Consider the following 26,162-nt stretch of genomic DNA (forward strand, 5'->3'; position numbering starts at 1 on the left):
AATTATCTGACCATTCGCTGGAAAAACTTCCGCGCAAGCGCTTACAGTTGTGACTTGGCTCTCAGGAGTCTCTCCACGCATCACCCTTCACAGAGGCAACGTCGCTTACCGGAAGGTCCTCCACCGTGTTGATCCGCAGAACCACCCTGGGCAAAAAGCCCGCACGCAGCCACCGGCAGTGGCTTGCCGCATTCCTTCCCGCCGGCGCCGCCGTGACGGCGACGCTCGTTGCCGCGGCAGCCGTCGTCCTCCCGGCGCAGACAGCGCGGGCCGCACCGGACCAGGACGCGCCCCCGGCCGCCCACTCGCTCCGCGGCCCGGTGACGGACGAGCAGTTCTACTTCGTGATGGCCGACCGGTTCAACAACGGCAGCAGCGCCAACGACGACGGCGGCCTTGGACCCGACCCGATGGTCTCCGGCTTCGACCCGACAAAAAAGGGCTTCTACAACGGCGGGGACCTCAAAGGCCTGCGGGACAAGATCGACTACATCCAGGGCCTTGGAACCACTTCGATCTGGCTGACCCCGAGCTTCAAGAACAAAGCGGTCCAGCCGGAGGACAAGTCGGCCGGGTACCACGGCTACTGGGTCACCGACTTCACCCAGATCGATCCGCACCTGGGCACCAACGACGAGCTGAAGGCACTCATCGACGAGGCCCACTCCCGCGGCATGAAGGTCTACTTCGACATCATCACCAACCACACCGCGGACGTGATCGGCTACGAGGAGGGCGACCGCACCGCCTACAAATCCAAGGACGCCGCACCCTACCTGACCGCCGCCGGGGTCCCCTTCGACGACCGTGACTACGCCGGAACGGACAGCTTCCCCGCCCTGGACGCGGCGACGTCCTTCCCCTACACGCCGAAGCTGGCGCCCGGGGAAAAGAACCTCAAAGTCCCCGCCTGGCTCAACGACCCCACGCTCTATCACAACCGCGGCGACACCACCTTTGAAGGCGAAAACTCCTCCTACGGGGACTTCTTCGGACTCGATGACCTGTTCACGGAGCAGCCACGGGTTGTCAACGGCATGATCGACATCTACGAGAAGTGGATCGGCGACTTCGGCGTGGACGGCTTCCGGATCGACACCATGAAGCATGTCAATGACGAGTTCTGGCAGAAGTTCGGCCCCGAGGTCCTCCAATACGCCAAAGCCCATGGCAAGGACGAGTTCTTTATGTTCGGCGAGGTCTTCGACACCTCCAAGAGCTTCACCTCGCAGTTCACCACCCGCAACAAAATGCAGGCGGTGCTGGATTTCCCGCTCCAGGACGCGGCGCGGAACTTCGCATCCCGGGGCCAGGCAGCCACGGGCCTTGAGTCCTTCTTCGCCGGGGACGACTGGTACACCGACGCGGACTCCAACGTCTACGAACTGCCCACCTTCCTCGGCAACCACGACATGGGCCGGATCGGCAGCTTCATCACCACGGACAACCCGGGTGCGGACGACGCCGAACGCGTTGCCCGGGACCGGCTCGCCCACGAGCTGATGTACTTCTCCCGCGGCAATCCTGTGGTCTACTACGGCGACGAACAGGGCTTCACCGGCCCCGGCGGGGACCAGGACGCCCGCCAGACGCTGTTTGCCAGCAAGGTCCCGGACTACCTCGACGATGATCTGCTCGGCACGGACGCCACCCATGCGAGCGACAACTTCAATCCGGCCCACCCGCTGTACCGCGACATCAGCGAGCTCGCGGCGCTGACGAAGGAGCACCCCGCACTGCGGAACGGCGCCCACCAGAACCGCTACGCCTCCGACGGGCCGGGCATTTACGCCTTCTCCCGGACCGACGCCAAGGACCAGCGCGAGTACGTGGTCTCCATCAACAACAGCGAACAGCCACAGACGGCCGCCGTGCCAACCTATGTCGGCAAGCGGACGTTCAGCCGGATCTACGGGCAGGCGGACGCCGAGGTCAAGACCGCAGCGGACGGGGGCCTGACCGTATCGGTGCCGCCGCTGTCCGCCGTCGTCTACGAGTCCTCGGGCCGCATCCCGCGCTCCAAGGCAGCCCCCGCCGTAACGCTGCAGGTTCCGGCGGCAGCAGCCTCCGACAACAGCCGCGTCCGGGTGGCGGCCGACGTCGGCGGCAACTCCTTCTACGAGGTCACCTTCCAGGCCCGCACCGCCGGCGGCGCTTGGGCTTCCATCGGCACGGATGACACGGCGCCGTACCAGGTCTTCCACGACGTCTCCGCAGTGCAGTCGGGCACCGCGGTGGAGTACCGCGCCGTGGTGCTGGACAACGGCGGGCACACCGCCGTGAGCGAGCCCCGCAGCGGCACCGTCCCCGCCCCGGTCCTGAGCCTGGTCTCACCCAAAGAGGACAGCAGCGTCCGGGACAAGGTCGAGGTCAGTGCGGTCGCGAGCCCGGAAAAAGCCGACTACACCGTGCATTTCGAGCGCAGCATCAGCGGCGGGGCGTGGTCGGAAATCGGCCAGGACAGCTCCTCCCCCGTATACACCGCCGTCGACGATCTGGGGCCGCTGGCCCTGCCGGACGGCACCGAGCTCCGCTACCGGGCGCTGATGAGCGTCCCGGGCGCGGGCGAAGTGGCCAGCGATACCCGCACCGTCGTGGTCGGGGAGCTACCGCAGCCCTCGTCAGTCACCGTTGCGGGCAGCCTGAACTCGGAAATGGGCTGCCCGGGTGACTGGCAGCCCGATTGCCGTGCAGCGTTCATGACGATGGACCCGGCAGACAAGATCTGGCGGCTGACCGCCGACCTGCCCGCCGGCAGCTACGAGTTCAAGGCCGCCCTCAACGGATCGTGGGATGAGAACTACGGTGCGGGCGGGGCGCTGAACGGCAACAACATCACCCTCGTCCATCCCGGCGGCCCGGTCATCTTCCGCTACGACAACAGCACGCACGTGCTGAGCGCCGTGTACGCCTCGCAGCAGCCCGGGGCCGTCGCGGCCGCCGGCGATATGAACTCCGAACTCGGCTGCGCGGGTGACTGGATGCCCGACTGTGACCTGGCCCAGCTGACCCTGGATCCCACGGATCTGGTCTGGAAGCTGACCGCCACCCTGCCCGCCGGAAGCTACGGGTTCAAGGCGGCCCTCAACCGCTCCTGGACAGAGAACTACGGGGCCGGAGGCGCCCCCGGCGGCGGGAATGTCAGCTTCACGCACGACGGCGGGCAGGTTATCTTCCGGTACGACCACTTCACCCACCTGATCAGCGCCGGCTAGCCCCCGCCTCCCCGCCCCGTCGGGACATGCCCATTGTTCACGCCGGCAACTGGGCACAACGGGATTATGTCTAGCCCTCCCCGCAACGGGAGGGCATGTCCCGCGGGGGGCGGCGTGCCCGCGCCTTCAGCTCCCCGGCGCGGCCCACTCCAGCAGGCGGTCCAGGGGCCAGGTGGTGACGATCCGCTCGGCCGGCACACCGTTGCGTTCCGCGCGCTCGGCACCGTACTGCAGGAAATCGAGCTGGCCGGGGGCGTGGGCATCGCTGTCGATGCTGAAGAGGCAGCCGGCGTCGAGGGCCAGCCCGATGAGGGCGCCCGGCGGGTCCTGGCGTTCCGGTCGGGCATTGATTTCGACGGCGACGTTGTGTTCGGCGCAGGCGGCGAAGACCTCTTTCGCATCGAACTCCGACGGCGGGCGTGTGCCGCGGCCCCCTTGCACGAGTCGGCCCGTGCAGTGGCCGAGCACGTTCGTGTGCGGGTCAGCGATAGCGCCGAGCATCCGGCGGGTCATGGTCCGTTTATCCGAGCGAAGCTTGGAATGCACGCTGGCCACCACGATATCCAGCCGGTCCAGCATCTCCGGAACCTGGTCCAGGGAGCCGTCCTCCAGGATGTCGACCTCGATGCCACGCAACAGGCGGAAGCCGCCGCCGGAGCCGGCGTTGATCCCGGCAACGACGCCGAGCTGCTCCTCCAGCCGCTCGGCGCTCAGCCCGTTGGCGATCCTGAGGTTGGGTGAATGGTCGGTCAGGGCGAGGTACTCGCGGCCGAGCAGCCGGGCGGCATCCACCATGGCCTCGACCGGGGAACCGCCGTCGGACCAGTCGCTGTGGCTGTGCAGGTCACCGCGGAGCGCGGCGAGCAGCCCGTGCCCTCCCGCTGCCAGCGGCTGGGACCCCCGGCTGCGCAGCCCGCTCAGGTATTCCGGGACCTCTCCATCGAGCGCCTCCCTGATGACCTGGAAGGTCCGGTCACCGATCCCCTTGGTCCGCTTGAGCCGTCCGTCACGGGCCCGGGCCGCGAGCTCCTCAGCCTCCAGGCCGGCGATGATTCCGGCGGCTTTCCGGAACGCCTGGATTTTGAACGTCGGGGCAAGCTCGCGTTCGAGCCAGAAGGCAATCTCGTTGAGGGCGTCGACGGCTTCCATTGCACCATCTTGCACCCCCCGCCCGCCGCGCGGGGACCCCCGCGACGCGCCGTTACCCCGCCGCTTTGGGCAGCGGGGCCTGTTCTGAGAGACTTGTCCCGGCCGGGCGTGATCCGGTGGGGAACTACGCCGGCGGTCCATGGGGAGGACCCTTCCGGCAGCTGGGAATCATCAATTCATGGTGCCGCTCGACAGGTCAACGCTCATGGTGGTCTTCGCCGTGATGACGCTGACGATGCTGGTCCTTTTCTATTTCGACACCTACCGCAAGAGCCGCGCGCCCTTTGCGGGCTGGTGGTGCGGGGCCGTCGCCTCGTTCTTCCTGGCCGCGGTCTTCTACTTCCTGGGCGAGGTCCAGGACGTGGTGTGGTCCCCCAGCGTGGGCAACGGTGTGATGGTGCTTGGTTCCGGTTGCGTCTGGGCCGGAACCCGCTCGTTGGCCGGCCGGCAGATCCGGCCCGGGCTCCTGGCGATCCCCGCGACAGCGGCCGCTGCCGTCGACGCCGCCGTCCGCTACTCAGACAACGCCCGGATCGGCAACATTGTCCTGTTGGCGCTGATGGGGACGGCCATAGGTCTCGCTTCCGTGGAGCTGTGGCGCGAGCGGGCCGAGTCCTGGCATCTTGTCCGCTCGCTCGCCATCGCAACCGCAGTCAGCGCGGGTTATTACCTGAGCCGGATGGCTGGGCTGGCACTGCTGGGGCCGGCCGATCCGCTGTTCCAGGTGCTCTTCGGCACCGGCGTGACCCTGCTGATGGCCATGGTCCTGCTGGTGGTCGTCTCATCCAGCATCACCTCGCTGAACTACGCCCGCCGGACCGAAAACCTGCAGGAGCTGGCCTACCGTGACGGACTCACCGGGCTCCTGAACCGCGGGGAGTTCATGCACCGGGCGCAGCGCAGGCTCCGGGCCAACCTCGCGGCCGGCATCGGCTCCGCGGTGGTAATGGCAGATCTGGACCGCTTCAAGGCAATCAATGACCGCTTCGGGCATGACACGGGCGACGCCGTCATCCGGGCTTTCGCTGAGGCCTGCCGTTACGCCATGCGGGACGGTGACCTGGTGGGCCGCTACGGCGGCGAGGAATTTGCGCTGCTGCTCGACGGCGTCGACGCCGAAGAAGGCGTCCGGGTCGCCGGCCGGATCAACGCCGCGCTGGCCGGACAATGCTCCCTGCCCGGGGGCGTGAATGCGCCGACGGCGAGCTTCGGCGTGGTCGATGCCCGCGACCGGACCGCGGGCCTGCCGCGCCTCCTCCGGGAAGCCGACCGTGCGCTGTATGACGCAAAAGCGGCGGGCCGCAGCCGGGCGGCAATCAGTTTCACCGCCGCGGGGAACCAGGCGCCCTAAGCGCCGGGCTGCTCAGCGGCTGCTGAGCCCGGACAGGATGCCGGTCGTGCGGGGGACGCCGTCCAGCTGGAAGCCGCAACCGCAGCGCCAGACCGGCGGCAACTCCGCCGCAGCATCGACCGGCGCAAAGGAATAGGAATACACGCCCCTGGTGGCAGAGGCCCTCCACTCCATCTCCATCCCGCAGTGGCTCGGCGCTGCCAGGGACTGCACCGGAGAAACGCGGGCGGGGGCCAGCTTAGCCACTGCTAAGCCAGGAAAACGAGTATCAGACATAGTTAGTAAGCATACGTATAGCTAGCCTTACTAGCGAGTTTTTGGGCGCAGGCTAATCCATGCCCTCGCTTCCGGGCTCCGCGATGGCTTCACTCATCCGGCGCAGAAAGCTGACCACGGTCCGCGCCTCGTCGGCGCTGAGGCCCTCCGCGACGGCCATCATCCTGCGGTGCATGTCCCCCAGCGTGGCCCGGACCTCCGCGTCCGTGGCCGTCGTTGGAACGATCACCAGCGAGCGCCGGTCCGTGGGATGGGGCTCGCGGCGGACGTGGCCGCTGCTCACGAGCCTGTCGATCAGCGAGGTGGTCGAGGCCGTGGTGATTCCCAGGACGCGGCTGAGGTCCTTGGGCCCGACCCGCTCGCCTCGGGACTGGGCGCGCAGCAGGTGGCGCAGCGCCAGCAGGTCCGTCTCGCCCATCCCCATGGAATCCCTCGCGGAGCGCCGCCGGGCAACTTCCACCGTGCGGTACTCACGCAGCGCCTGCAGCACGGCACCGGGAGGGTCGAGCCTGTCGTCGGGTCCATACCAATACCCGGAGCCGGAGGGGCTGTGCGCGTCCATCCGGCAATACTAGCGGACCTGATAACTAGGCCGCCGTGGGATTTCCAGGGTGCCGGGGCAACAAAAAACCCCCGGCACCCTGTCACCAGGATGCCGGGGGTTTCCACTCTTCGCTAAAAGAGTGGGCCCTGTGGGGATCGAACCCACGACCCACGGATTAAAAGTCCGATGCTCTACCAACTGAGCTAAAGGCCCCAGCTGAAGACCTCAAACGGCGGATAATCCACCCTTCAAAGGCCGATCAGCCCAGTCCATTTCTGGACGTTAATACTGTACCCCAGACCGGCGGGTGTTTTTCGCACCGGGGCCGATGCCGCCTGCGCGCGCCGGAGTGCGGCCCTGTGGCCGGCCCGCAGGGGTGAGGGCCGGTTCAGCCCTTCCGGCCCCACGCTCGATTCCCCGACAGCACAGGAGTAGCGTGGTGGCATGAGCGAGCAAGCAGGATCCAGCGCCCCCGGACCGCACCGGCACCACAAGCCGAAGCCCTTCGCCCCCATTGACTTTGAGCCCTTCGCGGGCGGCGCCGATCCGGCCAGGGTCTCCGAGGCCGCCCACCTCGCCGCGCAGGCACTGGTGCGCCGCGGACGCGACAGCGACGACCCCGTCGTGACCAGGCGGCTCGTGAAGCTCGCCGACGAGCAGGGGCTGGAAGCCATCGCCGAGATGTGGGCCGAAAGCCCCGCCCGTTCCCTCCCGGGGGCCCTCTGGCGCCTGTACGCCCTCCGCGCGGCCACGATCCAGGATCCCGAGCGGATCTCCGTGTACTTCAAGGCCGGCAAGGACACCGCACAGGTCTCACACGTGGTGGCCGGCGCTGCCGAGCCGCCCGGCGCGGATGAGATGAAACTGATGGCGGATGCCATCCTCTCCGGCGCGTTCGACGGCGACTTCGACGTCGCGCTGGAACGCTCCGCCGCGTTCTGCCGTGTGGTGGCGCTGGGACAGGCCACACTCGCCGACGGCGCTGAGCACAGCAACGAGAACCACGCGAGCAAACTCACCCGGAACTCCCACCTTCTCGTCAAGACCGCTGAGGACCTCGAACACGCCGCCAACGCGTGGCGTCTGGGCGAGTTGGACTGAGCCGGCCGGACGGCGCCGGACAGCCGGTACGCATGCCGCCCACGGACTGTCAATGTTGACTTGTCCCCAAGCACGTAGAAAACTAAAAGCGGTGCCGAACCGCGAAACCCCCGGGCTTCAACATCTAGCCGCCTAGAGCGGCCTACCGCCGAGAGGCGTATCCGGTTCGGCACCATTTTCATGCCGTTTTTCCGGGGCGCCTTCCGGCCGCAGACCCGCAGCAGCGTGGCCTGGCTCACCGGACTTCTGTCATATTCTGGGCCGCCGGGGCGCTTTCCCGCCGCGTTCTGGCGGCGTTCAGGCCGGACGGTAAAGTATTACTCATGCGCGGGCCGTCATCACCTCACACGCCCGGCAGACTCAACCCGTGCACCTCCCTCCCGAAGACCGGTAATCACACGTGAAGCTGCGCCTTTTCCCCCAGGAGCCCGCCGGGCTGAAACTTCTTGCCCAGCTGGCAAACCAGATTGTGCTCGCCACGGGCACCCTGTCGGAGATCCTTGGCGCCCCGGCCAGTGAGAACGCCCGGCTGGTGGAAGACATGCACAACCATGAGGCCAGGTCGGCGGAGCTGCACTTCGCGCTGCTGACGCATATGCGGACCTCCTTCGTGAACCCGCTCCCCCGCGAGGACATGTACGCCCTCTCCCGGTTCCTCAACGAGGCGCTGGAGAAACTCGATGCCGCCGCGGAGCTGGTGTCCCTCTACAAGCTGGACCGGCTACCGAAACGCGCAGCGGACCAGCTGGAGATCATCAGCAGGCAGGCCGAACTCACCGTGGATGCAATGCGGAAACTGGACAACCTGGACGACCTCGAGGACTACTGGATCGAGGTCCTCCGCCTCGCCAAACGGGCAGAACGGTCCCACCGGGTCTGGGTGGCGGACATGCTCCACGAGATGAAATGGGCCCAGTACGCGCGCAACCGGGACATCGCCGACCAGCTCGTGGGTGTCACCAGGGACATGCGCCGGATCGCAACCCAGGTGGGCAGCATCATCGTCAAGGAATCCTGACGTGACGATATTCCTATTTGTCCTGGTGGTGGTCTTCGCCGGGGCATTCGCCTTTCTGAACGGCTTCAGGGACGCCTCGGCGGCGGTGGCACTGGCGGTGCGGACCCGCGCCCTCACTCCCACCGTCGCGGTGCTGCTGGCCGGTTTCTTCAATTTCATCGGTGCCGGGCTGAGCGCAGCCCTGGCCCTGGCAGTCAGCCGCGCCTGGATCCAGCTGCCCAAAGGGGAAAACGGGCTCACCATCCTGATGGCGGGACTCATCAGTGCCGTGCTGTGGGGGATCTACACCTGGTGGCGGGGCATCCCCTCGTCCTCGACGCACGCCCTTGTCGGGGGGCTGGCCGGCGCGGGCGTCGCGAGCGTCGCCGTCGGCGGGAACGGCGTGGGGGGCGTTGACACCTCCCTGCTCGTCCAAGTGGTGCTTCCCCTGCTGCTCTCACCGGTGATCGCCTTCGCCGGCGCCTACCTGCTGGTCTGGCCCGCGACGTGGGCCGCCCGGTATACGCCGCCGAACATCGTGAACAGCCGCTCACGGCGCGCCCAGAGCATTGCCGTGGGCGCTGTGGCGTTCGCCCACGGGCTCCAGGACGGCCAGCGCACCAGCGCCGTCCTGGTCCTGGCGCTGCTGGCGTCCGGGCTGTCCGACGGCGCCGGGATGCCGGTCTGGGTGGCGCTGTTCACCGCGGTCCTGCTGACCGCCGGAACCCTGGCCGGCGGCTGGCGGATTTCCTACACCATCGGCTACCGACTGGTCCGGATGGATCCCCTGCGCGGCTCCATGGCCCAGCTGTTCAGCTCCGCCATCCTGCTGGTCGGCGCGATTGGACTGCAGTGGCCCATCTCGACCACGCACACTGTCACCTCGGCAGTCCTGGGTTCCGGCACCCACCAGGGATTTCCCGCCACCAACCGGAAAGTGGTGATCCGGGTCCTGATGTTCTGGGTGCTCACCCCGCTCGTCACCGCCGCAGCGGCCTTCGTGCTGGCCCTGTCGCTGTCGCCGCTCGCAGGCCTCTAGGGGCGCAGGACGGCTTATCCGAAGCGGCCCGAGACGTAGTCCTCGGTGGCCTTCACACTCGGGTTGCTGAAGATCGTGTGGGTGTCGCCGTATTCGATCAGCCTGCCCGGCTTTCCGGTGCCCGCGATGTTGAAGAACGCGGTCTTGTTCGACACCCGCGCGGCCTGCTGCATGTTGTGCGTCACGATCACCACCGTGTAGTCGTCCTTGAGCTCATTGATGAGGTCCTCAATGGCGAGGGTGGAGATCGGGTCCAGGGCCGAGCAGGGCTCGTCCATCAGGATCACCTGCGGTTCGACGGCGATCGCCCGGGCGATGCAGAGGCGCTGCTGCTGGCCGCCGGAGAGGCCGGATCCGGGCTTGGCCAGGCGGTCCTTGACCTCGTTCCACAGGTTGGCCCCGCGCAGGGAGCGCTCCACGAGCGCGTCCGCCTCGCCCTTGGACATCTTCCGGTTGTTCAGCTTCACGCCGGCCAGCACGTTGTCCCGGATGGACATCGTGGGGAACGGGTTGGGACGCTGGAAGACCATGCCGATCTGCGAGCGGACGGTGACCGGGTCCACGCCGGGGCCGTACAGGTTGTCGCCGTCGAGCAGCACCTCGCCTTCGACCCGGGCTCCGGGGATCACCTCATGCATCCGGTTCAGGGTGCGCAGGAAGGTGGACTTGCCGCAGCCGGAGGGCCCGATGAAGGCCGTGACGGACTTGGGCTCGATGCTGATGTTGACGTCTTCGACGGCCAGGAATTTGCTGTAGTAGACGTTCAGGTCTTTGACGTCGATGCGCTTAGACATGATGTTCCTTCACTTGCTGGAGGTACGGGCTGAAGAGTTGGGTTGCCGGCAGGCTAGCGGCCGGTCTTGGGGGCGAACATGCGGGCAATCAGGCGGGCGCCGAGGTTGAGCAGCATCACCAGGATGATCAGGACCAGGGCCGCTCCCCAGGCGCGCTGGGAGGACGGATCCGGGTTGGACGGCGAGGTGGGGTTGAGGATCTGCGTGTAGATGAAGGTCGGCAGTGAGGCCATCCAGCCGCTGAACACGTTGTAATTGATTGACGTGGCGAAGCCGGCTGTGACCAGGATCGGGGCGGTTTCGCCGATCACCCGGGCGATCGCGAGGGTAATGCCGGACGCGATGCCGGAGATCGCCGTCGGGATGACCACCTTGAGGATAGTCCGCCATTTCCGGACACCGAGGGCGTAGGCAGCTTCACGGAGTTCGTTCGGCACGATCTTCAGCATTTCCTCGCTGGAGCGCACCACCACGGGGATCATCAGCACCGACAGGGCGACGGCGGCGACGGCGGCGGTTTTGGTCCCGGGGCCGACGATGGCGAAGAAGAAGGCTGCGGCGAAAAGCCCGGCCACGATCGAGGGGATGCCGGTCATGACGTCCACGAAGAAGGTGATGGCGCGGGCCAGCGGGCGGTCGTCGCCGTATTCCACCAGGTAGACGGCGGTCAGCAGGCCCACGGGCACCGAGATGACAGTCGCCAGCACCGTGATCAGCAGGGTGCCGATCAGGGCGTGGAAGATGCCGCCCACCACCGGGGCGCCCTGCTCCACGCTCTTGTTGTCGTAGGCGCCGGTGACGCCGTTCATCGAGGTGGTGAGGAAGCCGGGGTCCGTTAGCCCGGGCAGCCCGTTGACCAGGACCGTCCAGATCACGGAGAACAGCGGAAGCAGCGCGATCAGGAACGCCCCCGCGACGAGGCAGGTGGCGAGTTTGTCCTTGGCGCGGCGGGTGCCCTCCACGGCGGCGCTCCAGCCGACGAGCCCGACGGCGAAGAAGACCGCGGAGACGATGCCCCAGCCCAGGGCGTCGAAGCCGATGAGGGCCAGGACGGCGGCGCCGAGAACGAGGGCGATGCCGAGCACCAGATAGGGGGCCCACTTGGGCAGCTGTCCCTTGGTGAGGGCCGAGCGTTTTTTGACGGGGGTCAGGGTGGCGGTCATTTAGTTGGCTCCCGAGAATTCTTTGTGCCGGGTGATGACCCAGCGTGCGATCATGTTCACGCCGAGGGTGATGACGAACAGGACCAGGCCGGCGGCAATCAGCGTGTTGACTTTCAGTCCGCCGGCTTCCGGGAAGTTCAGCGCGATTTCGGCGGCGATGGTCTGGTTGCCGGACTGGATGAGGCTCGCGGTCAGGGCCCCGGAGGACAGCACCAGCGCGACGGCCATGGTCTCGCCGAGGGCGCGGCCCAGACCCAGCATGACGGCACTCACAATGCCGGGGCGGCCGAACGGAAGGACGGCCATCTTGATCATTTCCCAGCGGGTGGCACCGAGCGCCAGCGCGGCTTCCTCGTGCAGCTTGGGGGTCTGCAGGAAGATTTCGCGGGTCAGCGACGTGATGATGGGCAGGATCATGACGGCGAGCACGATTCCTGCGGTCAGGATGGTCTTGCCCGTGGCCGAGGCCGGCCCCTGGAATATCGGCAGCCAGCCGAGGTTGTTGGCCAGCCAGTTGTAGGCCGGCGAGATTTCCTTGGCCAGGAAGGCGGCACCCCACGCGCCGTAGACGACAGAGGGGATCGCGGCCAGCAGGTCGATCACGTAGCCCAGCCCGGAGGCGAGCTTGCGCGGGGCGAAGTGCGAGATGAAGAGCGCGACGCCGATCGCGACCGGCGTTGCGATCACGAGGGCGATGGCGGCCGCGATCAGGGTGCCAATGACGATCGGCCAGATGTAGGCAAAAAAACCTTCGCCGCCCTGGATCTTGTCCGGGGAGGCCACAAGGGCGGGGAATGCCTGGATGACGAGGAAAAGCGCCACTCCGAAGAGCACGGCCAGGATCAGGCACCCAGCGGCCAAGGTGGCTGCGGAAAAGACCTTGTCTCCGGCGCGGCCTGCGCCCCGGGACGTGGTCAGGGAGGTGGTGGTCACTTAACGATCCTTCAGATCTTGGGGTACTTCGGACAAACGCGTCGGTTCCCCGCCCCGGTGCGGCCGTCGGTGGACAGCTTTATCGGGACAGGGAACCGGGATCAGGCGGGTGTTTCCACTATGCCTGCAGACGCTAGGTTTTCCCTAGGACTTGACCTTGATGGACTCAATGGACTTGAGGGCCTTGTCCTGCAGGGTCTTGGACAGCGGGGCCGACTTGGCGGCATCCGCTGCTGCGGTCTGGCCGGCGCTTGAGACCACGTAGCTCTCGAACGCCTTCACGAGGTCCACGGTCTTCTGGTCTGCGTAGGTGCTGCAGACGATGTGGAAGGAAACCAGGACCACCGGGTAGGCGCCCTCGATGGTGGTCTTGCGGTCCAGCTTGATGGACAGGTCGTTGGCGTTGCGGCCCGCGACCGGTGAGCCGGCGTCGACGGCCTTGGCTGCTGCCTCGGCGGAGATCTTCGTGAACGTGTCGCCCACCTTGATCTGCGCGACGCCCAGCTTGCCGCTGACGGCGGAGTCGTCGGCGTAGGTCACGGCGCCCGGGGTGTCGGTGACGGTCTTGACCACACCGGAGGTGCCCTTGGCGTTCTCGCCCTGCAGGGTGGCCGGCCAGACGCCGGAGGCCTTGTCGGTCCACGCCTCGGGCGCGGCTGCGGCCAGGTAGTCCGTGAAGTTCTGCGTGGTGCCGGAATCATCGGACCGGTTGACCGGGGTGACCTTGAGGTCCGGGAGCTTGGCGTCCGGGTTCATGGCGGCGATGGCCGGGTCGTTCCACTTGGCGATCTCGCCGCGGAAGATCTTGGCAACGGTGGGCGCGTCGAGCTTCAGTTCCTTGACGTCGGGCAGGTTGAAGGCCACGGCGATCGGGGAGATGTAGACCGGGATGTTGAGGGCGCCGTCGGCGCCGCACTTGGCGGTGGAGCTGGCGTACTCGTCGTCCTTGAGGTAGGCGTCGGAGCCGCCGAACTGGGCCGAGCCGTCCAGGAGTGCCTTGCGGCCTGCACCGGAGCCGTCCGGGGAGTACTGCACCGTGGCACCCTGGTTCGCGGAGGCGAAGTTGGTCTTCCATGCGTCCATGGCGGCGCCCTGGGCTGACGAACCGATGCCGGTCAGCGTGCCGGTCACCTGGGGGCCGGAAGCGGACGGCGCGGCGGACTGGGCCGTGTTGGTTGCGTTGTCCGAACCACAGGCGGTCAGCGCGAGAGCGCCGACTGCGATGACAGCGATGGCCGCGTGGCGGCCGAAGCGGAGTGCCTTCACTAGATGTACCCCTTCCAGGGATTTTCTGTGCGTGCCGGACCGGAGAAGGCCGGGCAGGGATGCGTACGGTTTGTACCTTTATCGAACTTAGGCGGCCCAGGTGAAGAGAATGGCGGTGCAAGGTGAACGGACGGTTAACGACGCCGGGACATTGGCTTACATCGGCCGGGTCCCTCTTGCGTTAGCTGCATCACTTCCGTAGGGATGGTGGCGCGGGGCGGCACTCGCAGACCAAGCAAATAGACTGGGGCGCATGGCCCCCGCAACTGGACTCTCCGCAAGCGCCCGATTCCTGCGCGGACGGGTCCGCACGGGGCTGGTCCGGAGCCGGAATTCGCTCGTGCCGGCCATCCAGATGACCGCCTGCGCCGTCGGGGCCTATGCGTTCGCGGAATACGTGCTGGGCCACAGCGGCCCGCTCTTCGCCGCCACGTCATCGCTCATCGCCCTGGGCTTTTCCCGGGACCCCAGGCTGCGCCGCGTGATCGAGGTCGGGCTGGGCTGCACCATCGGCATCGTGGTCGGGGACCTGCTGCTGCACTGGCTGGGCGCCGGGATCTGGCAGGCCGCCGTCGTGCTGCTCTTCTCGATCCTGCTGGCACGCTTCCTGGACAGCGGCACCATCTTCACCACCCAGCTGGGGCTGCAGTCCCTGCTGGTGGTCCTGCTGCCGGCGCCGGCCGGCGGGCCGTTCACCCGCAGCATCGACGCGATTGTGGGCGGGGTGTTTGCCCTGCTGGTGACGTTCCTGATCCCCAAGGACCCGCGCCGGGAACCCCGCAATGATGTCAAGAAGCTCCTGCACGAACTCGCCGAAGTGCTGCGCGAGTGCGCCTCCGCGCTGAGCGACAGCGACTCCACCCAGGCCTGGCACGCCCTCATCCGGGGGCGGAACTGCCAGCCGCTCGTTGATGCCATGCGGCAGTCGCTCCGGGCCTCCGGGGAGGTGGCGACGCTGGCTCCCGCCCAGAGGCGGCACCGGGAGGAACTGGACCAGATGGAGCGGTCGCTGGACTTCATTGACCTCGCACTGCGCAACAGCCGCGTCTTTGCCCGCCGGCTGACCAGCGCCATCAACCATGCCGCGCTGTCCGACGAGGCCACCCAGAACATCGCCGACGTCCTGCAGGACACGGCCGACGCCGTCGAGGAACTGTCCCTGGGCCTGGCGGAGGTGCACGACGGAGTCCGCCGCGCGCACCTGCGGACGGCGCGGGCGGACCTGCGGGAGATCGCCGGCCGGCTGCACCCCCGGCTGCTGGACGTGCAGCGGCTCGAGGGTGAAACGGTCGTCATGCTGTTCCGGCCGCTGATGGTGGACCTGCTCGAGGCGGCCGGCGTCGACTCCCGGGAAGCCCGGGACATCCTGCCGCCGCTCTAGCGGCCGTGGCGCGGAAGGGCGGTTGTCGCTGGGCGCGGATAGTGTGGAGCGATGGCTACCAAGACTTCGTCCCGGGCTTCCAAGGCGCCGGGCTACAAATGCGCCGAGTGCGGCTGGACCACGGCCAAATGGGTGGGCCGCTGCGGCGAGTGCCAGGCCTGGGGCAGCGTTGAGGAAACCGGCGGCGCCGTGGCGCGCACGACGGCGGCCGCCGCCGTCCTTGAACCGGCCCGCCGGATCTCGGACGTGGACGCCAGTTCCGCGGCCTTCCTGCCCACCGGCGTGGACGAACTCGACCGTGTGCTCGGCGGCGGGCTGGTTCCCGGCGCCGTGATCCTGCTGGCGGGCGAACCCGGCGTCGGCAAGTCCACCCTCCTGCTGGACGTCGCGGCCAAGTTTGCCCGCACCGCCCAGGACGTCCTCTACATCACCGGCGAGGAATCCGCCGCGCAGGTCAAGCTCCGCGCGGACCGGATCGACGCCGTCGCCGAATCCCTGTACCTCTCCGCTGAAACGGACCTCGGCCAGGCCCTGGGCCAGGTGGAGAAGCTGGAGCCCCGCCTGCTGATCGTGGACTCCGTGCAGACGCTGAGCAGCGCCGATGTCGAGGGCAGCGCCGGCGGCGTCTCGCAGGTCCGCGAGGTCGCCGCCTCCCTGATCGCCGCGGCCAAACGCCGCAATATGACCACCCTGCTGGTGGGCCATGTGACCAAGGACGGTTCCATCGCCGGGCCCCGGCTGCTGGAGCACCTGGTTGATGTGGTGTGCCAGTTCGAGGGCGAGCGCCACTCCCGGCTGCGGCTGCTGCGGGCCGTCAAGAACCGGTACGGCCCCACCGACGACGTCGGCTGCTTCGACCTGAATGAGGACGGGATCGTGGGCCTGGCCGATCCGAGCGGATTGTTCGTGTCCCGGACCAAGGAACCCGTGTCCGGGACCTGCATCACCGTCACCCTCGAGGGGCGCCGTCCCCTGCTGGCGGAGGTGCAGTCCCTGCTGGCCGAAAGTGCCAACGCGCAGCCCCGCCGGGCCACCAGCGGGCTGGACAGCTCCCGGGTGGCAATGCTGCTGGCCGTCCTCCAGCAGCGGGCCGGCTGCCTGCTGAACAAGGACGATTCCTACGTCGCAACCGTCGGCGGCGTGAAACTCAGCGAGCCCGCCACTGACCTCGCCGTCGCACTGGCCGTGGCATCGGCCAAGGCCAGGAAACCCCTGCCGCAGCGGCTCATCGCGTTTGGCGAAGTGGGCCTGGCCGGTGAGGTCCGCCCCGTGCCCGGCATCAACCAGCGGGTCCAGGAGGCCCACCGGCTGGGGTTCACCCACGCCGTGGTGCCCGCCAGCCCGAACGGCCCGGGTCCGGTGCCGGCCGGCTTCTCCGTGCGGGAAGTCGGGCACCTCACCGAAGCCCTGGACCTGCTGATCGGCTGAGGGCCCAGCCCTCGGCCCGGTGTCCCCAAGGGCGACTTAGGACCCTAGCCCCGCCCCGTTTATCCGGCGGAGAATGGGGACGAGGAACGGTCACCGACGGAGGGAACTGCCATGATGGGGTACTACGGAAACGGCTTCGGCTGGATGTGGCTCTGGGGCCTGCTCCTGCTGATCGGCATCGCCCTGCTGGTGCTGCTCGCGGTCCGGCTCTTCTCCGGCGGGGGTCACCGCGGCGGCGCCGCCCAACCCGGACCCTACGGCGCGCCGCCCTACGGCCAGCCGGGGTTCCGCCCGGGCGGAAAAAGCCCGGCACGGCTGATCCTGGATGAACGCTTCGCGAGGGGCGAGCTGACCGCGGAACAATACCGCGAAAACCTGAAGGTACTCGGCGAGCAGCAGTAATGCGCCCGGTCAGCCGACGCGAGGCCCTGCTGCTGGGCGGCCTGGGCACAGCAGCCACAGTGGCGGGCGGCGCCGGGCTGTGGTGGTCTCTGGCTTCCACGCCGCAGCCGTTCGGCGGTGCAGGGCCCGCACAAGGTCCCGAGCTGCGCAGTCCCGCCGAACTTCGCAGCACGGACGGGAGGCTCCAGCTCACCCTCGACGCCGCACGCGGACAGGCTGAACTCGGCGGCCTCACGGCCAGGCCGCTCTCCTACAACGGCATCTTCCCGGGCCCCACCCTCCGTCTGAGGCCGGGCGATGAGCTCGCCGTCAGACTGGTGAACCACCTCGACGAACCGACGAACCTGCACGTCCACGGGCTGCACGTGTCCCCGCAGGGCGACGGCGACAACGTGTTCATCGCGGTCGCGCCCGGGGAGGGGCACGACTACAGCTACCGGCTGCCGGCGGACCATCCCCCGGGCGTGTACTGGTACCACCCGCATCACCACGGCATGGTCGCTGACCAGATCTTCGCCGGACTGTTCGGTGCGATCATCGTCGAGGATCCGGAAGCCATCCCCGTAAGCAGGGAACGGGTGCTGCTCGTCTCGGACACCACCCTGGACAACGCCGGAAACATCGCCGCGGTGTCACCGATGGGGCGCATGGCGGGCCGGGAAGGAGTGCTGCTCCTGCTCAACGGGCAGAGCCGCCCGCTCCTCACAGCCCGCCCGGGGGAACGGGAGCGGTGGCGGATCATTAACGCCTGCACGGCCCGTTTCCTTCGGCTCCGGCTTGACGGCCAGTTGCTGCAGCTGATCGGCATGGATTCGGGGCGGTCCGCCGAACCCGAACCCGTGCAGGAGCTCCTGCTGGCGCCGGGCAACCGGGCGGACCTGCTGGTCACCGCCGCCGCCGGCGAATCCGTACTGCAGGCCCTCCCCTACGACCGCGGCGCCATGCCGGGAATGATGGGGCAGGGTCCGGGCCCCGCCCGCAGGGTGGCCGCGCTGGCGGGATTCCGGGTAGCCGGCGAATCCACGACGCCGGCTGGTGCTGTCCCGGCGCGGCCGGCCCCGGAGGACCTCCGCAACGCGGCCGTGGCCGCCCGCCGGCAGCTGACCCTGGCCATGGGTGCGGGGTCCGGAGGAATGGGCGGCGGAATGGGCGGCATGATGCGGTTCACCATCAACGGCCGTGAATTCAGCGACGCGCGCACGGACACAATCGTCGCGGCCGGAACCGTCGAGGAATGGACGCTTGTTAACACCAGCCCCATGGACCACCCCTTCCACCTGCATGTCTGGCCGATGCAGCTGCTCGAGGACAACGGCCGGTCACTGGATTCCGTGGTCATGCGGGACGTCGTGAACGTGCGGGCGAACGGACACGCCACGGTCAGGATCGCGTTCCGCGACTTCAGTGGCCGCTCGGTCTACCACTGCCACATCCTGGACCACGAGGATCTGGGAATGATGGGCGTGATCGAGGTCCGCTGAACCGACGGACATCTTGCCAAAGATACCCCCTAGGGGTATGTTGAAGCTGAATCCAGGTATCGATGAATCTCCCCGGGAGCGCATCATGGAGCATCAGCACAGCAGCCAGGCCGTCGGCGGCCGGCAGCCGAACCGCCAGCACGAAATCAGCAGCGGGCACAGCACCGGCGCCGGCCCGCACGGACGCGGCGCGCATGGAACCGTGCCGGACCACCGGCCAGACGACGAGCACCTTGTGCACAGCCATGGCCAGCACGCCGGCCACAGCGTCGCGATGTTCAAGAACAGGTTCTGGCTGACCCTCGTCCTGGCCGTCCCGGTGGTCTTCTTCAGCCCGATGTTCGGGGACTTGCTCGGCTACCAGCCGCCGGTTTTCCCCGGCTCCGCCTGGATTCCTCCCGTTCTGGGGACTGTCATCTTCTTCTACGGCGGGCAGCCGTTCCTCAGAGGGGGCCTGAATGAGCTGAAAACCCGCAAGCCGGGGATGATGCTGCTGATCGCCATGGCCATCAGCGTCGCCTTCACCGCCTCGTGGGTGACAACGCTGGGGATCGGCGGCTTCGACCTCGACTTCTGGTGGGAACTGGCCCTGCTGGTGGACATCATGCTGCTGGGGCACTGGATCGAGATGCGCGCGCTCGGCTCGGCACAGGGCGCCCTGGACGCCCTCGCGGCGCTCCTGCCGGACGAGGCCGAGCGCATTACCGGGTCCGGCACCGAGACCGTCGGCGTGTCCGAACTCAGCAGCGGCGACACCATCCTGGTCCGTTCCGGCGCGCGGATGCCGGCGGACGGAACCGTGGCCGAGGGGCAGGCCGAATTCGACGAATCGATGATCACGGGCGAGTCGAAGACCGTCCTTCGCTCCCCCGGCGACCCGGTGGTCGCGGGAACCATCGCCACGGACAACAGCGTCCGCGTCCGGGTAACAGCCATCGGCGAGGACACCGCACTCGCCGGAATCCAGCGGCTCGTGGCAGAAGCCCAGGCCTCCTCCTCGCGCGCCCAGGCCCTCGCGGACCGTGCCGCCGCCTTCCTGTTCTACTTCGCCGCCGGGGCGGGCGTTATCACCTTTGTCGTCTGGACCCTGCTGGGCAGCTTGCCCGACGCCGTGGAGCGCACCGTGACGGTGCTGGTGATCGCCTGCCCGCACGCCCTGGGCCTCGCCATCCCGCTGGTCATCGCGATCTCCACGGAACGGGCAGCCCGGGCCGGAGTGCTGATCAAGAACCGGATGGCACTGGAGCGGATGCGGACAGTCGACGTCGTGCTGTTCGACAAGACGGGGACCCTGACCAGGGGCGAGCCGGAAGTGAAGGACGTTGCCGCCGCCGCAGGAACGGGCGCGGACGAGCTGCTCGCCTTGGCCGCCGCAGCGGAGTCGGACAGCGAGCACCCGCTGGCCCGGGCGGTCGTGGCGGCCGCGCGCGGCCGCGGGCTTTCCGTGCCGCGTGCGACCGACTTCACCTCCCTGACCGGCCGCGGTGTCCGCGCCACGATCGGCGGCCGGACGGTCGGGGTGGGCGGCCCTGCGCTGCTGAGGGAACTGCGGGCAGACGAACCCCCGGAACTCGCCGCCACCACTGCGGCCTGGCGGGACCGGGGCGCGGCGGTGCTCCATGTGGTGGACGGCAACACCGTGCTGGGTGCCGTGAGCCTTGAGGACGCTGTCCGCCCGGAGTCCCGCCAGGCCGTCGCGGCGCTGCAGCGCCGGGGCGTCAAGGTGGCCATGATCACCGGCGACGCACGTCAGGTGGCCCAGGCCGTGGCCGCCGAGCTGAACATCGATGAGGTCTTCGCCGAGGTCCTCCCGGCGGACAAGGACAAGAAGGTGGCCGAACTCCAGTCCCGCGGGCTCCGGGTGGCCATGGTGGGCGACGGCGTCAACGACTCCCCCGCCCTGGCCCGCGCCGAGGTGGGAATCGCCATCGGTGGCGGGACCGACGTGGCGGTGGAGTCCGCCGGGGTGGTCCTCGCCGGGAACGACCCCCGGGCGGTGCTTTCCATGGTGGACCTGTCCCTGGCCAGCTACCGGAAGATGTGGCAGAACCTCGTCTGGGCCACGGGCTACAACATCATCGCGGTGCCGCTGGCCGCCGGTGTCCTGGCCTTTGCCGGGGTCGTCCTCTCCCCCGCCGCGGGCGCCGTCCTGATGTCCGCCTCGACGATCGTGGTGGCGCTCAATGCCCAGCTGCTGCGCCGCCTGAAACTCAACCCCGCCGAAGCGCACTGAGCCGGGGAGTCCCATGCCGGAGAGCACCCCCCGCAGTCCCTCGTTCGGGAGATCCTTCGCCCGGGCGGGTCCGCGGATGGACGCCCGCGGGGCAACGGAGCACCGCCGCCGGCTCCTGGCCGCGGCGCACGGCGCCGTCGTCGAAATCGGGGCGGGCTACGGGGCGACCTTCCCGTTCTATCCGTCCGCGGTGACGGGCGTGCTGGCGCTCGAACCGGACCCGACCCTCCGGGCCCTGGCGCTGGCCGCCGCGGCCCGGGCGCCGGTGCCGGTCACCGTGCGGGACGGCGTGGCGGAAGCGCTGCCGGCGGCGGACGCCTCGGTCGACGTCGTCGTGTCCAGCCTCGTGCTGTGCAGCGTCGCGGACCAGTCCGCGGCCCTGGCGGAGGTGGTCCGGGTCCTGCGGACGGGCGGCCTTCTGCTGTTCTATGAACACGTCCGGTCGGAATACCGGGTGCTGGCGGCGGCCGAAGACCTGCTCACGCCGCTGTGGAGCCGGATGGCAGGGGGCTGCCACCCGAACCGGAACACCCCCGCGACGATCGCAGCGGCGGGCCTCACAGTGCAGGGACTGGAACGCTTCGGCTTTTCGGTGCTGCCCGGCAACCCCCGGCTGGCCCATGTTCTGGGGGTGGCCAGCAAACCCTGAGCACCATCCCCGGCGCGGCGTTTCCGGGTCCGGCCCGTTTCCGCCGGATCCTCAACGAACAGACGACGGTCAGCCGCCGCGGCGCAGGTGCTGGGAGTTCAGTTCATCGAGCTGCTGGTCCGTCAGGTCATCGAAGCTGCGGGCCTCGCGTTTGTCGCTCCGGGAGAAACGCATGAACATCAGGATGATGAGGGGCAGGTCCACTATTTCGCAGATGAACCAGAGGAAGTCGCCCGCCAGCTGCTGGTCGCGCAGGGGGCCCGGGAACCAGGCCAAGTCGGACTGCGTCGTCATGACGTGATCGAGCACCTGCCCGTTCAGGCGCAGCAGGATCCCGGGGACCGCGTCGATCAGCAGTTCGATGAAGACGAAGACAATCTCCAGCGTGATGTATGCGCTCGAGCGCTGGAAGTCCGCTTCCTCGATGATCGGAAGTGCCATGAGCAGGCCCAGCAGCGGTATCCCGACGGTCAGCAGGGCCTCGGCCAGCGGATCGGCGCGCAACGTGTGGAACGCCGGGGTCAGGAATGTGGAGAAGAGCGCCAGCCCCAGCAGTGGCGCGACCATTGAGTTGCTCACAAACCGCACCATTGGGTGGGCAAGGGCACCGTTCAGCCGGGTGATGCCCCGCGGTGGCAGGGCCGCGCGGGCCAGGGAGATCGGCTTGCCTAGGCCGATCAGCAGGGGAACGACGAAGAGGAGCAGGGAAATCTTGAGCGTAAACGCCCAGCGCAACTGGGTGCTGTATACGCCGGGGAACCCGCACGTGAGCACGGTAAGGGAGCCAAGGCCCAGGAGATAGAACGCCAGGGTCCGCCACAGCGGCCAGCGGCGCCCGCGGGCGGCTGCGGCCTTGAGCCCCAGCGCGTAGAGCACCCCGGAGCCGCCGATCATCACCATGGCGGTCCAGTCAACCTGCCAGGCGCTCACAATTTCGTCAAGGGGTGGCACCGGCCCATGATAGCGCCCCAACCTTGGGAGGACGCCCACGAAGATTCATCGGCCGTCCGCCGGCCGCGAGGCCGCGACACGCGAAAGGGACGCCTGCCGCAACGGCAGACGCCCCTTTCGAAAATCAGTCAAACCGGTCTAAGCCGGTGCTAGGACTTCTTGGGCGGCAGCGCCAGCTTGAAGACCTTCGCCCAGGTGGAGCCGACCTGCTTCCAGATCGGACCCGTGGTGTACGGCAGGCCGTAGCGCTTGCAGATTTCCTGCACCTTGGGAGCCACCTCGGCATAGCGGTTGGACGGGATGTCCGGGAAGAGGTGGTGCTCGATCTGGTGCGAGAGGTTGCCCGTCATCAGGTGCATGAACTTGGACCCGGAAATATTGGCCGAGCCGATCATCTGCCGGACGTACCAGTCACCGCGGGTCTCGCCTTCCACCATTTCCTCGGTGAAGGTGTCGGTCCCCTCAGGGAAGTGGCCGCAGAAGATCACCGCGTGCGCCCAGACGTTCCGGACCGCGTTGGCCGTCAGGGTGCCGTACAGCGCCTGCTTGCCGGAGCCGGTGAGCATGGCCACAGCGGGAGTGGCGGCGTAGTCCTTGGTGAATTGCGTGAGGGCCTTGCGTCCAAGGGCCTTGAGGTCCTTGGTGAGGGCCTCCTTGGACTTCTTGCCCTCTTTGTAGTCGTTCAGCTCGAGATCGTAGATCGCGATGCCCCATTCGAAGACCGGCGCCAGAATCGCGTTGTAGAGCGGGTTGCCGAGGTTGAACGGCTTCCACTCCTGCTGGGCGTCCATCCGCAGCAGGTTGTACCCGACGTCGTTGTCCTTGCCGACGACGTTGGTCCAGCGGTGGTGCAGGTCGTTGTGGGTGTGCTGCCAGGAGCGCGCCGGGGTGACGAAGTCCCACTCCCAGGTGGTGGAGTGGATGTCCGGGTCCCGCATCCAGTCCCACTGGCCGTGCAGGATGTTGTGCCCGAGCTCCATGTTTTCCAGGATCTTGGCGAAGCTGAGCAGTGTGGTGCCGGCGACCCAGGCGGCCTTGTTCTTGCTGACTAGGAGCGTGGCACGGCCGGAGATCTCCAGTCCGCGCTGGATCTTGATCATCCGGCGGATGTAGGCGGCATCGGACGCTCCGCGCTTGGCGAGGATGTCGTCCTTGATGGCGTCGAGTTCGCGGCCCAGCTCGGCGACCTGCTCGTCGGAGAGGTGCGCGGCAGCCGGCGGGCGGACAGTCGGGCTGCCGGTTTCGGCGAGGGCGCCGGGCCGCGTCTTCACGGTAGCCGGAGCCTTGGCAGAGCCGGTGCCGGCTTTGTCGGATGCAGCGCCGTCGTCGGAAACGTCAAGCTTGTCGGAAACAATCGTCATGCGGTGGTACTCCTCAGATGTCGAGGTTAACGGGTCCGGCGGCTGCCGAGACACACGTCTGGATTAGTTGGCCGGGCTCGCCGTGGACTTCGTCCGTGCGCAGGTCACGAACCTGTCCGGCCCGGAGGGGGGTGAGGCAGCTGTGGCAGATGCCCATCCGGCAACCGCTCGGCATCAGGACGCCGGCGTCCTCGCCGACGTCAAGCAGCGGGGTGTCGCCGTCGGCTTCGACTTCGCGGTCGGACGCCTCGAAGGTGACCAGTCCGCCGTCGTGCCCTTCGCCGCCGGCAAGCTTGGTGCTGAAGCGTTCAATGGTGAGGGTGGAGTTAGAGGAGGGACCGGCGGTTGCGGTTTCCGCAGCCCAGAGCGCCTCGGCGTCGTCCAGGAAGCCTTCGGGGCCGCAGGCGTACGCGGCACGCTGGCGCCAGTCCGGGCAGAGCTGTTCCAGCGCGGCTGCGGAACTGAAGTCCAGCCGCCCGCGTTCGCCGGTGAACCAATGGATCACGCGGAAGTTGGGAAACTGGTCCGCCAGTTCGGCCAGTTCCTCACGGAAGATGGCATCTGCCGGAGTCTTTGCGGTGTGGATGAGGACGACGTCGGAGTCCGGGCGGTGCGGCACCAGCGTGCGGATCATGGACATGACCGGGGTGATTCCGCTGCCGGCAGTGAGCATCAGCAGGGGCCGCGGGTGCTCCGGCAGGACGAAGTCGCCCTGCGGCCGGGCCAGGAAGAGCACGTCGCCGGGTTTGGTGCTGCGCACGAGGGTGCCGGAGACAGCACCCATGTCCGTGACAGTGATGGCAGGGTCCATGCCGGCGGGGGCGCTGAGCGAGTAGGACCGCCAGTGGCGGACGCCGTCGAGCTCGACGCCAATACGGGCCCACTGGCCGGCAAGGTGCGCTTGCCAGCCGCGGCCGGGACGGAAGAAAATTGTGGCGGAATCGGCCGTTTCTGGAACCACCCGGGTAACCACACCGCGCAACTGGCGGGCGGAAAACACAGGATTGAACAGCGACAGAATGTCTTCTGGAGCCAGTGGGGTGGTCAGTACAGATGCGGCGCGCGCCAGCTTACGGAGCCGGATCATTTATCAATCTTATGTCAAAGGGGGCCACAGTTCTTCATCCAAGGCATACGATCGGTTCGAAGAAACTATCTCCCCGAAACAACTTATGGGACCGCCTAATGAACGCCTCCTCGGCCAGCACCGCTTCGTCACCCGCCTATGACCCTCCGTGGCTGGCACTGCCGCGCGAGGTCAGCGACATGCTCCGGCCGATGATGCCCGGCATTGTCGAGGCAATCATCGACGCAGTGCCGCAGCTCGTGCCGGCCTATGCCAGGCCGATCGAGGGCCGGTTCGGGCGGGGCCTGCGCCGGGGCGTGGCTGCCGCGCTGGACCGCTTCCTGCAGCTGCCCGGAACGCGGCTGCCAGCCTTGTCGGAGGAGAGCCGGCAGCTCGTGGCGGGGCTGGGGAGCGGGGAATTCCGGCAGGGCCGGAGCATGGATGCGCTTCTGAGCGCGTACCGGATGGGCGCCCGCGTGACCTTCCGGGAGATGTCCCGGGTGTCCGTGGAGCACCACCTCGGCCAAAGTGTGGTGGTGGATCTTGGCGAGTCGATCCTCGCCTACATCGACGAACTTTCCGCTGTCAGCGCCGAGGCGTATGCCTTTGAACAGTCGGAACGGGCCGGCGCGGTGGACCGGCGGCGCACCGAACTGCTGGATCTGCTGCTCCTGGGGCAGGCGGATGAGGCGGCCCTGCGCCAGACGGCAGCAATGGCGGACTGGTCCCTGCCGCAGCGGATGGTCGTGGTCACCCTCCCGTTGGACCGGTCCGCGGGGCTGCGGCTCAGGCTGGGGCCGGGCACGCTGGTCATCGAACGCGAGACCGACGCAGTCGCCCTGGTTCCGGCCCGGACGTCAAAGTCCGCACGTGCGGACCTGGAAAAGGCGCTGCGCGGCCGGGGAGCGGCCGTGGGGCCGGCCGGAGGCTGGGAAAAAGTCCCCGAGTCGCTGCGCCTGGCTGTGCTCGCAGCCTCGGTGCTGCCGCCCCGTGAAGGTCCGGCGGACCCGCCGATCTGGGCCGACGAGCACTTGGCCGAGGTGATCCTCGGTGCGGAGCCGTCCGCGATCGCGGAACTGGCCAACCGCCGCCTGGCGCCACTGGAGGGGCTTCGCCCGGCCCAGCGGGAGCGGCTCGCAGAGACGCTGCTGTCCTGGCTGCGGCACTGGGGCCAGCGGGCCCCGGTTGCGGCTGAGCTCGGGATCCACCCGCAGACCGTGGGTTACCGGGCGGCGCAGCTGCGCGAGTTGTTCGGCGATACCCTGGAGGACCCGAAGGCCCGGTTCGAACTGGAACTGGCGCTCCACGCCGGCAGGCGTTGAACACGGCAGGCGTTGAACACGGCAGGCGTTGAACACGGCAGGCGTTGAACACGGCAGGCG

At 68.1% G+C, this 26,162-nt stretch carries 21 protein-coding genes and 1 tRNA gene; 12 read left to right on the forward strand and 10 right to left on the reverse strand.

The features are described from left to right. The first annotated feature begins 212 nt into the window (after positions 1–212). Positions 213–3,215, forward strand: a complete 3,003-nt coding sequence (locus AC1MFL_RS08000) for an alpha-amylase family glycosyl hydrolase (protein ID WP_479815386.1) — start codon at positions 213–215, stop codon at positions 3,213–3,215. Between the two features lie 126 nt (positions 3,216–3,341). On the opposite strand, the gene AC1MFL_RS08005 is transcribed toward AC1MFL_RS08000, so the two are convergent. Then, positions 3,342–4,364, reverse strand: coding sequence for a PHP domain-containing protein (locus AC1MFL_RS08005; RefSeq protein WP_479814609.1), 1,023 nt, complete (start codon positions 4,362–4,364; stop codon positions 3,342–3,344). 178 nt (positions 4,365–4,542) lie between these two features. Between AC1MFL_RS08005 and AC1MFL_RS08010 the strand changes: the two genes are divergently transcribed. After that, entirely contained in the window at positions 4,543–5,715 is a 1,173-nt protein-coding gene (locus AC1MFL_RS08010; protein WP_479814611.1) for a GGDEF domain-containing protein, read from the forward strand. Positions 5,716–6,043: 328 nt separating this feature from the next. Here the strand turns inward: AC1MFL_RS08010 and AC1MFL_RS08015 are convergent, their stop codons facing one another. Together AC1MFL_RS08015 and AC1MFL_RS08020 are read right to left on the reverse strand one after the other, a co-directional pair. Continuing rightward, a complete protein-coding gene (locus tag AC1MFL_RS08015; protein ID WP_479814613.1) occupies positions 6,044–6,553 on the reverse strand; it encodes a MarR family winged helix-turn-helix transcriptional regulator in 510 nt (169 codons plus the stop codon). A 122-nt stretch (positions 6,554–6,675) separates the two neighbouring features. Next, a tRNA-Lys gene (locus AC1MFL_RS08020) sits at positions 6,676–6,748 on the reverse strand. 231 nt (positions 6,749–6,979) lie between these two features. Here AC1MFL_RS08020 and AC1MFL_RS08025 point away from each other — a divergent pair. From AC1MFL_RS08025 to AC1MFL_RS08035, 3 genes are all read left to right on the forward strand, one after another. Further along, positions 6,980–7,636 (forward strand): hypothetical protein, encoded by a 657-nt coding sequence (locus tag AC1MFL_RS08025; protein ID WP_479814615.1) that lies wholly within the window; start codon positions 6,980–6,982, stop codon positions 7,634–7,636. 400 nt (positions 7,637–8,036) lie between these two features. Then, the gene (locus AC1MFL_RS08030) at positions 8,037–8,654 is read left to right on the forward strand and encodes a DUF47 domain-containing protein (RefSeq protein WP_479814617.1); all 618 of its coding nucleotides are present in this window, start codon (positions 8,037–8,039) and stop codon (positions 8,652–8,654) included. Between the two features lies 1 nt (position 8,655). Next, complete coding sequence (locus AC1MFL_RS08035; protein WP_479814619.1) at positions 8,656–9,672, forward strand: inorganic phosphate transporter; 1,017 nt, start codon at positions 8,656–8,658, stop codon at positions 9,670–9,672. 14 nt (positions 9,673–9,686) lie between these two features. On the opposite strand, the gene pstB is transcribed toward AC1MFL_RS08035, so the two are convergent. From pstB to pstS, 4 genes are all read right to left on the reverse strand, one after another. After that, entirely contained in the window at positions 9,687–10,466 is a 780-nt protein-coding gene (gene pstB, locus AC1MFL_RS08040; protein ID WP_301227020.1) for a phosphate ABC transporter ATP-binding protein PstB, read from the reverse strand. Positions 10,467–10,519: 53 nt separating this feature from the next. Further along, positions 10,520–11,629, reverse strand: coding sequence for a phosphate ABC transporter permease PstA (gene pstA, locus AC1MFL_RS08045; RefSeq protein WP_479814620.1), 1,110 nt, complete (start codon positions 11,627–11,629; stop codon positions 10,520–10,522). After that, a complete protein-coding gene (gene pstC / locus AC1MFL_RS08050; protein ID WP_479814622.1) occupies positions 11,630–12,562 on the reverse strand; it encodes a phosphate ABC transporter permease subunit PstC in 933 nt (310 codons plus the stop codon). It abuts the gene before it with no gap. Between the two features lie 144 nt (positions 12,563–12,706). Continuing rightward, a complete protein-coding gene (gene pstS / locus AC1MFL_RS08055) occupies positions 12,707–13,828 on the reverse strand; it encodes a phosphate ABC transporter substrate-binding protein PstS (protein ID WP_479814624.1) in 1,122 nt (373 codons plus the stop codon). Positions 13,829–14,081: 253 nt separating this feature from the next. Here pstS and AC1MFL_RS08060 point away from each other — a divergent pair, with 253 nt between their 5' ends. The 6 genes from AC1MFL_RS08060 to AC1MFL_RS08085 all read left to right on the forward strand — a co-directional run bounded on the left by AC1MFL_RS08060 (position 14,082) and on the right by AC1MFL_RS08085 (position 21,402). Then, complete coding sequence (locus tag AC1MFL_RS08060) at positions 14,082–15,209, forward strand: FUSC family protein (RefSeq protein WP_479814626.1); 1,128 nt, start codon at positions 14,082–14,084, stop codon at positions 15,207–15,209. Positions 15,210–15,260: 51 nt separating this feature from the next. Continuing rightward, positions 15,261–16,637: a DNA repair protein RadA gene (radA, locus tag AC1MFL_RS08065; RefSeq protein WP_479814628.1), complete on the forward strand. Its 1,377-nt coding sequence runs from the start codon at positions 15,261–15,263 to the stop codon at positions 16,635–16,637. A gap of 111 nt (positions 16,638–16,748) precedes the next feature. Further along, complete coding sequence (locus AC1MFL_RS08070) at positions 16,749–17,039, forward strand: SHOCT domain-containing protein (RefSeq protein ID WP_479814629.1); 291 nt, start codon at positions 16,749–16,751, stop codon at positions 17,037–17,039. Continuing rightward, complete coding sequence (locus AC1MFL_RS08075) at positions 17,039–18,520, forward strand: multicopper oxidase family protein (protein ID WP_479814631.1); 1,482 nt, start codon at positions 17,039–17,041, stop codon at positions 18,518–18,520. Before AC1MFL_RS08070 ends, AC1MFL_RS08075 begins: the two co-directional genes overlap by 1 nt. Before the next feature lie 85 nt (positions 18,521–18,605). Beyond that, positions 18,606–20,753 (forward strand): copper-translocating P-type ATPase, encoded by a 2,148-nt coding sequence (locus AC1MFL_RS08080; RefSeq protein ID WP_479814633.1) that lies wholly within the window; start codon positions 18,606–18,608, stop codon positions 20,751–20,753. Between the two features lie 13 nt (positions 20,754–20,766). Continuing rightward, positions 20,767–21,402: a class I SAM-dependent methyltransferase gene (locus AC1MFL_RS08085; protein WP_479814635.1), complete on the forward strand. Its 636-nt coding sequence runs from the start codon at positions 20,767–20,769 to the stop codon at positions 21,400–21,402. Positions 21,403–21,471: 69 nt separating this feature from the next. Here AC1MFL_RS08085 and AC1MFL_RS08090 read toward each other — a convergent pair whose 3' ends face one another. The 3 genes from AC1MFL_RS08090 to AC1MFL_RS08100 form a co-directional block, all read right to left on the reverse strand. After that, positions 21,472–22,353, reverse strand: coding sequence for a cytochrome c oxidase assembly protein (locus AC1MFL_RS08090; protein ID WP_479814637.1), 882 nt, complete (start codon positions 22,351–22,353; stop codon positions 21,472–21,474). 149 nt (positions 22,354–22,502) lie between these two features. Next, entirely contained in the window at positions 22,503–23,714 is a 1,212-nt protein-coding gene (locus AC1MFL_RS08095) for a fatty acid desaturase family protein (RefSeq protein ID WP_479814639.1), read from the reverse strand. A gap of 13 nt (positions 23,715–23,727) precedes the next feature. Then, a complete protein-coding gene (locus tag AC1MFL_RS08100) occupies positions 23,728–24,801 on the reverse strand; it encodes a ferredoxin reductase (protein ID WP_479814641.1) in 1,074 nt (357 codons plus the stop codon). A 98-nt stretch (positions 24,802–24,899) separates the two neighbouring features. On the opposite strand from AC1MFL_RS08100, the gene AC1MFL_RS08105 reads away from it, so the two are divergent. Then, positions 24,900–26,102, forward strand: coding sequence for a PucR family transcriptional regulator (locus AC1MFL_RS08105; RefSeq protein WP_479814643.1), 1,203 nt, complete (start codon positions 24,900–24,902; stop codon positions 26,100–26,102). Positions 26,103–26,162: the final 60 nt, after the last annotated feature.

This window comes from Arthrobacter sp. BG3, from assembly GCF_056680185.1.

Excerpts from the sequence above, each read along its gene's own strand:
- AC1MFL_RS08005 (WP_479814609.1), bottom strand. The coding sequence starts at position 4,364 with ATGGAAGCCGTCGACGCCCTCAACGAGATTGCCTTCTGGCTCGAACGC.
- AC1MFL_RS08010 (WP_479814611.1), top strand. The coding sequence starts at position 4,543 with ATGGTGCCGCTCGACAGGTCAACGCTCATGGTGGTCTTCGCCGTGATG.
- AC1MFL_RS08015 (WP_479814613.1), bottom strand. The coding sequence starts at position 6,553 with ATGGACGCGCACAGCCCCTCCGGCTCCGGGTATTGGTATGGACCCGAC.
- AC1MFL_RS08025 (WP_479814615.1), top strand. The coding sequence starts at position 6,980 with ATGAGCGAGCAAGCAGGATCCAGCGCCCCCGGACCGCACCGGCACCAC.
- pstB (WP_301227020.1), bottom strand. The coding sequence starts at position 10,466 with ATGTCTAAGCGCATCGACGTCAAAGACCTGAACGTCTACTACAGCAAA.
- pstA (WP_479814620.1), bottom strand. The coding sequence starts at position 11,629 with ATGACCGCCACCCTGACCCCCGTCAAAAAACGCTCGGCCCTCACCAAG.
- AC1MFL_RS08060 (WP_479814626.1), top strand. The coding sequence starts at position 14,082 with ATGGCCCCCGCAACTGGACTCTCCGCAAGCGCCCGATTCCTGCGCGGA.
- radA (WP_479814628.1), top strand. The coding sequence starts at position 15,261 with ATGGCTACCAAGACTTCGTCCCGGGCTTCCAAGGCGCCGGGCTACAAA.
- AC1MFL_RS08070 (WP_479814629.1), top strand. The coding sequence starts at position 16,749 with ATGATGGGGTACTACGGAAACGGCTTCGGCTGGATGTGGCTCTGGGGC.
- AC1MFL_RS08075 (WP_479814631.1), top strand. The coding sequence starts at position 17,039 with ATGCGCCCGGTCAGCCGACGCGAGGCCCTGCTGCTGGGCGGCCTGGGC.
- AC1MFL_RS08080 (WP_479814633.1), top strand. The coding sequence starts at position 18,606 with ATGGAGCATCAGCACAGCAGCCAGGCCGTCGGCGGCCGGCAGCCGAAC.
- AC1MFL_RS08085 (WP_479814635.1), top strand. The coding sequence starts at position 20,767 with ATGCCGGAGAGCACCCCCCGCAGTCCCTCGTTCGGGAGATCCTTCGCC.
- AC1MFL_RS08095 (WP_479814639.1), bottom strand. The coding sequence starts at position 23,714 with ATGACGATTGTTTCCGACAAGCTTGACGTTTCCGACGACGGCGCTGCA.
- AC1MFL_RS08100 (WP_479814641.1), bottom strand. The coding sequence starts at position 24,801 with ATGATCCGGCTCCGTAAGCTGGCGCGCGCCGCATCTGTACTGACCACC.
- AC1MFL_RS08105 (WP_479814643.1), top strand. The coding sequence starts at position 24,900 with ATGAACGCCTCCTCGGCCAGCACCGCTTCGTCACCCGCCTATGACCCT.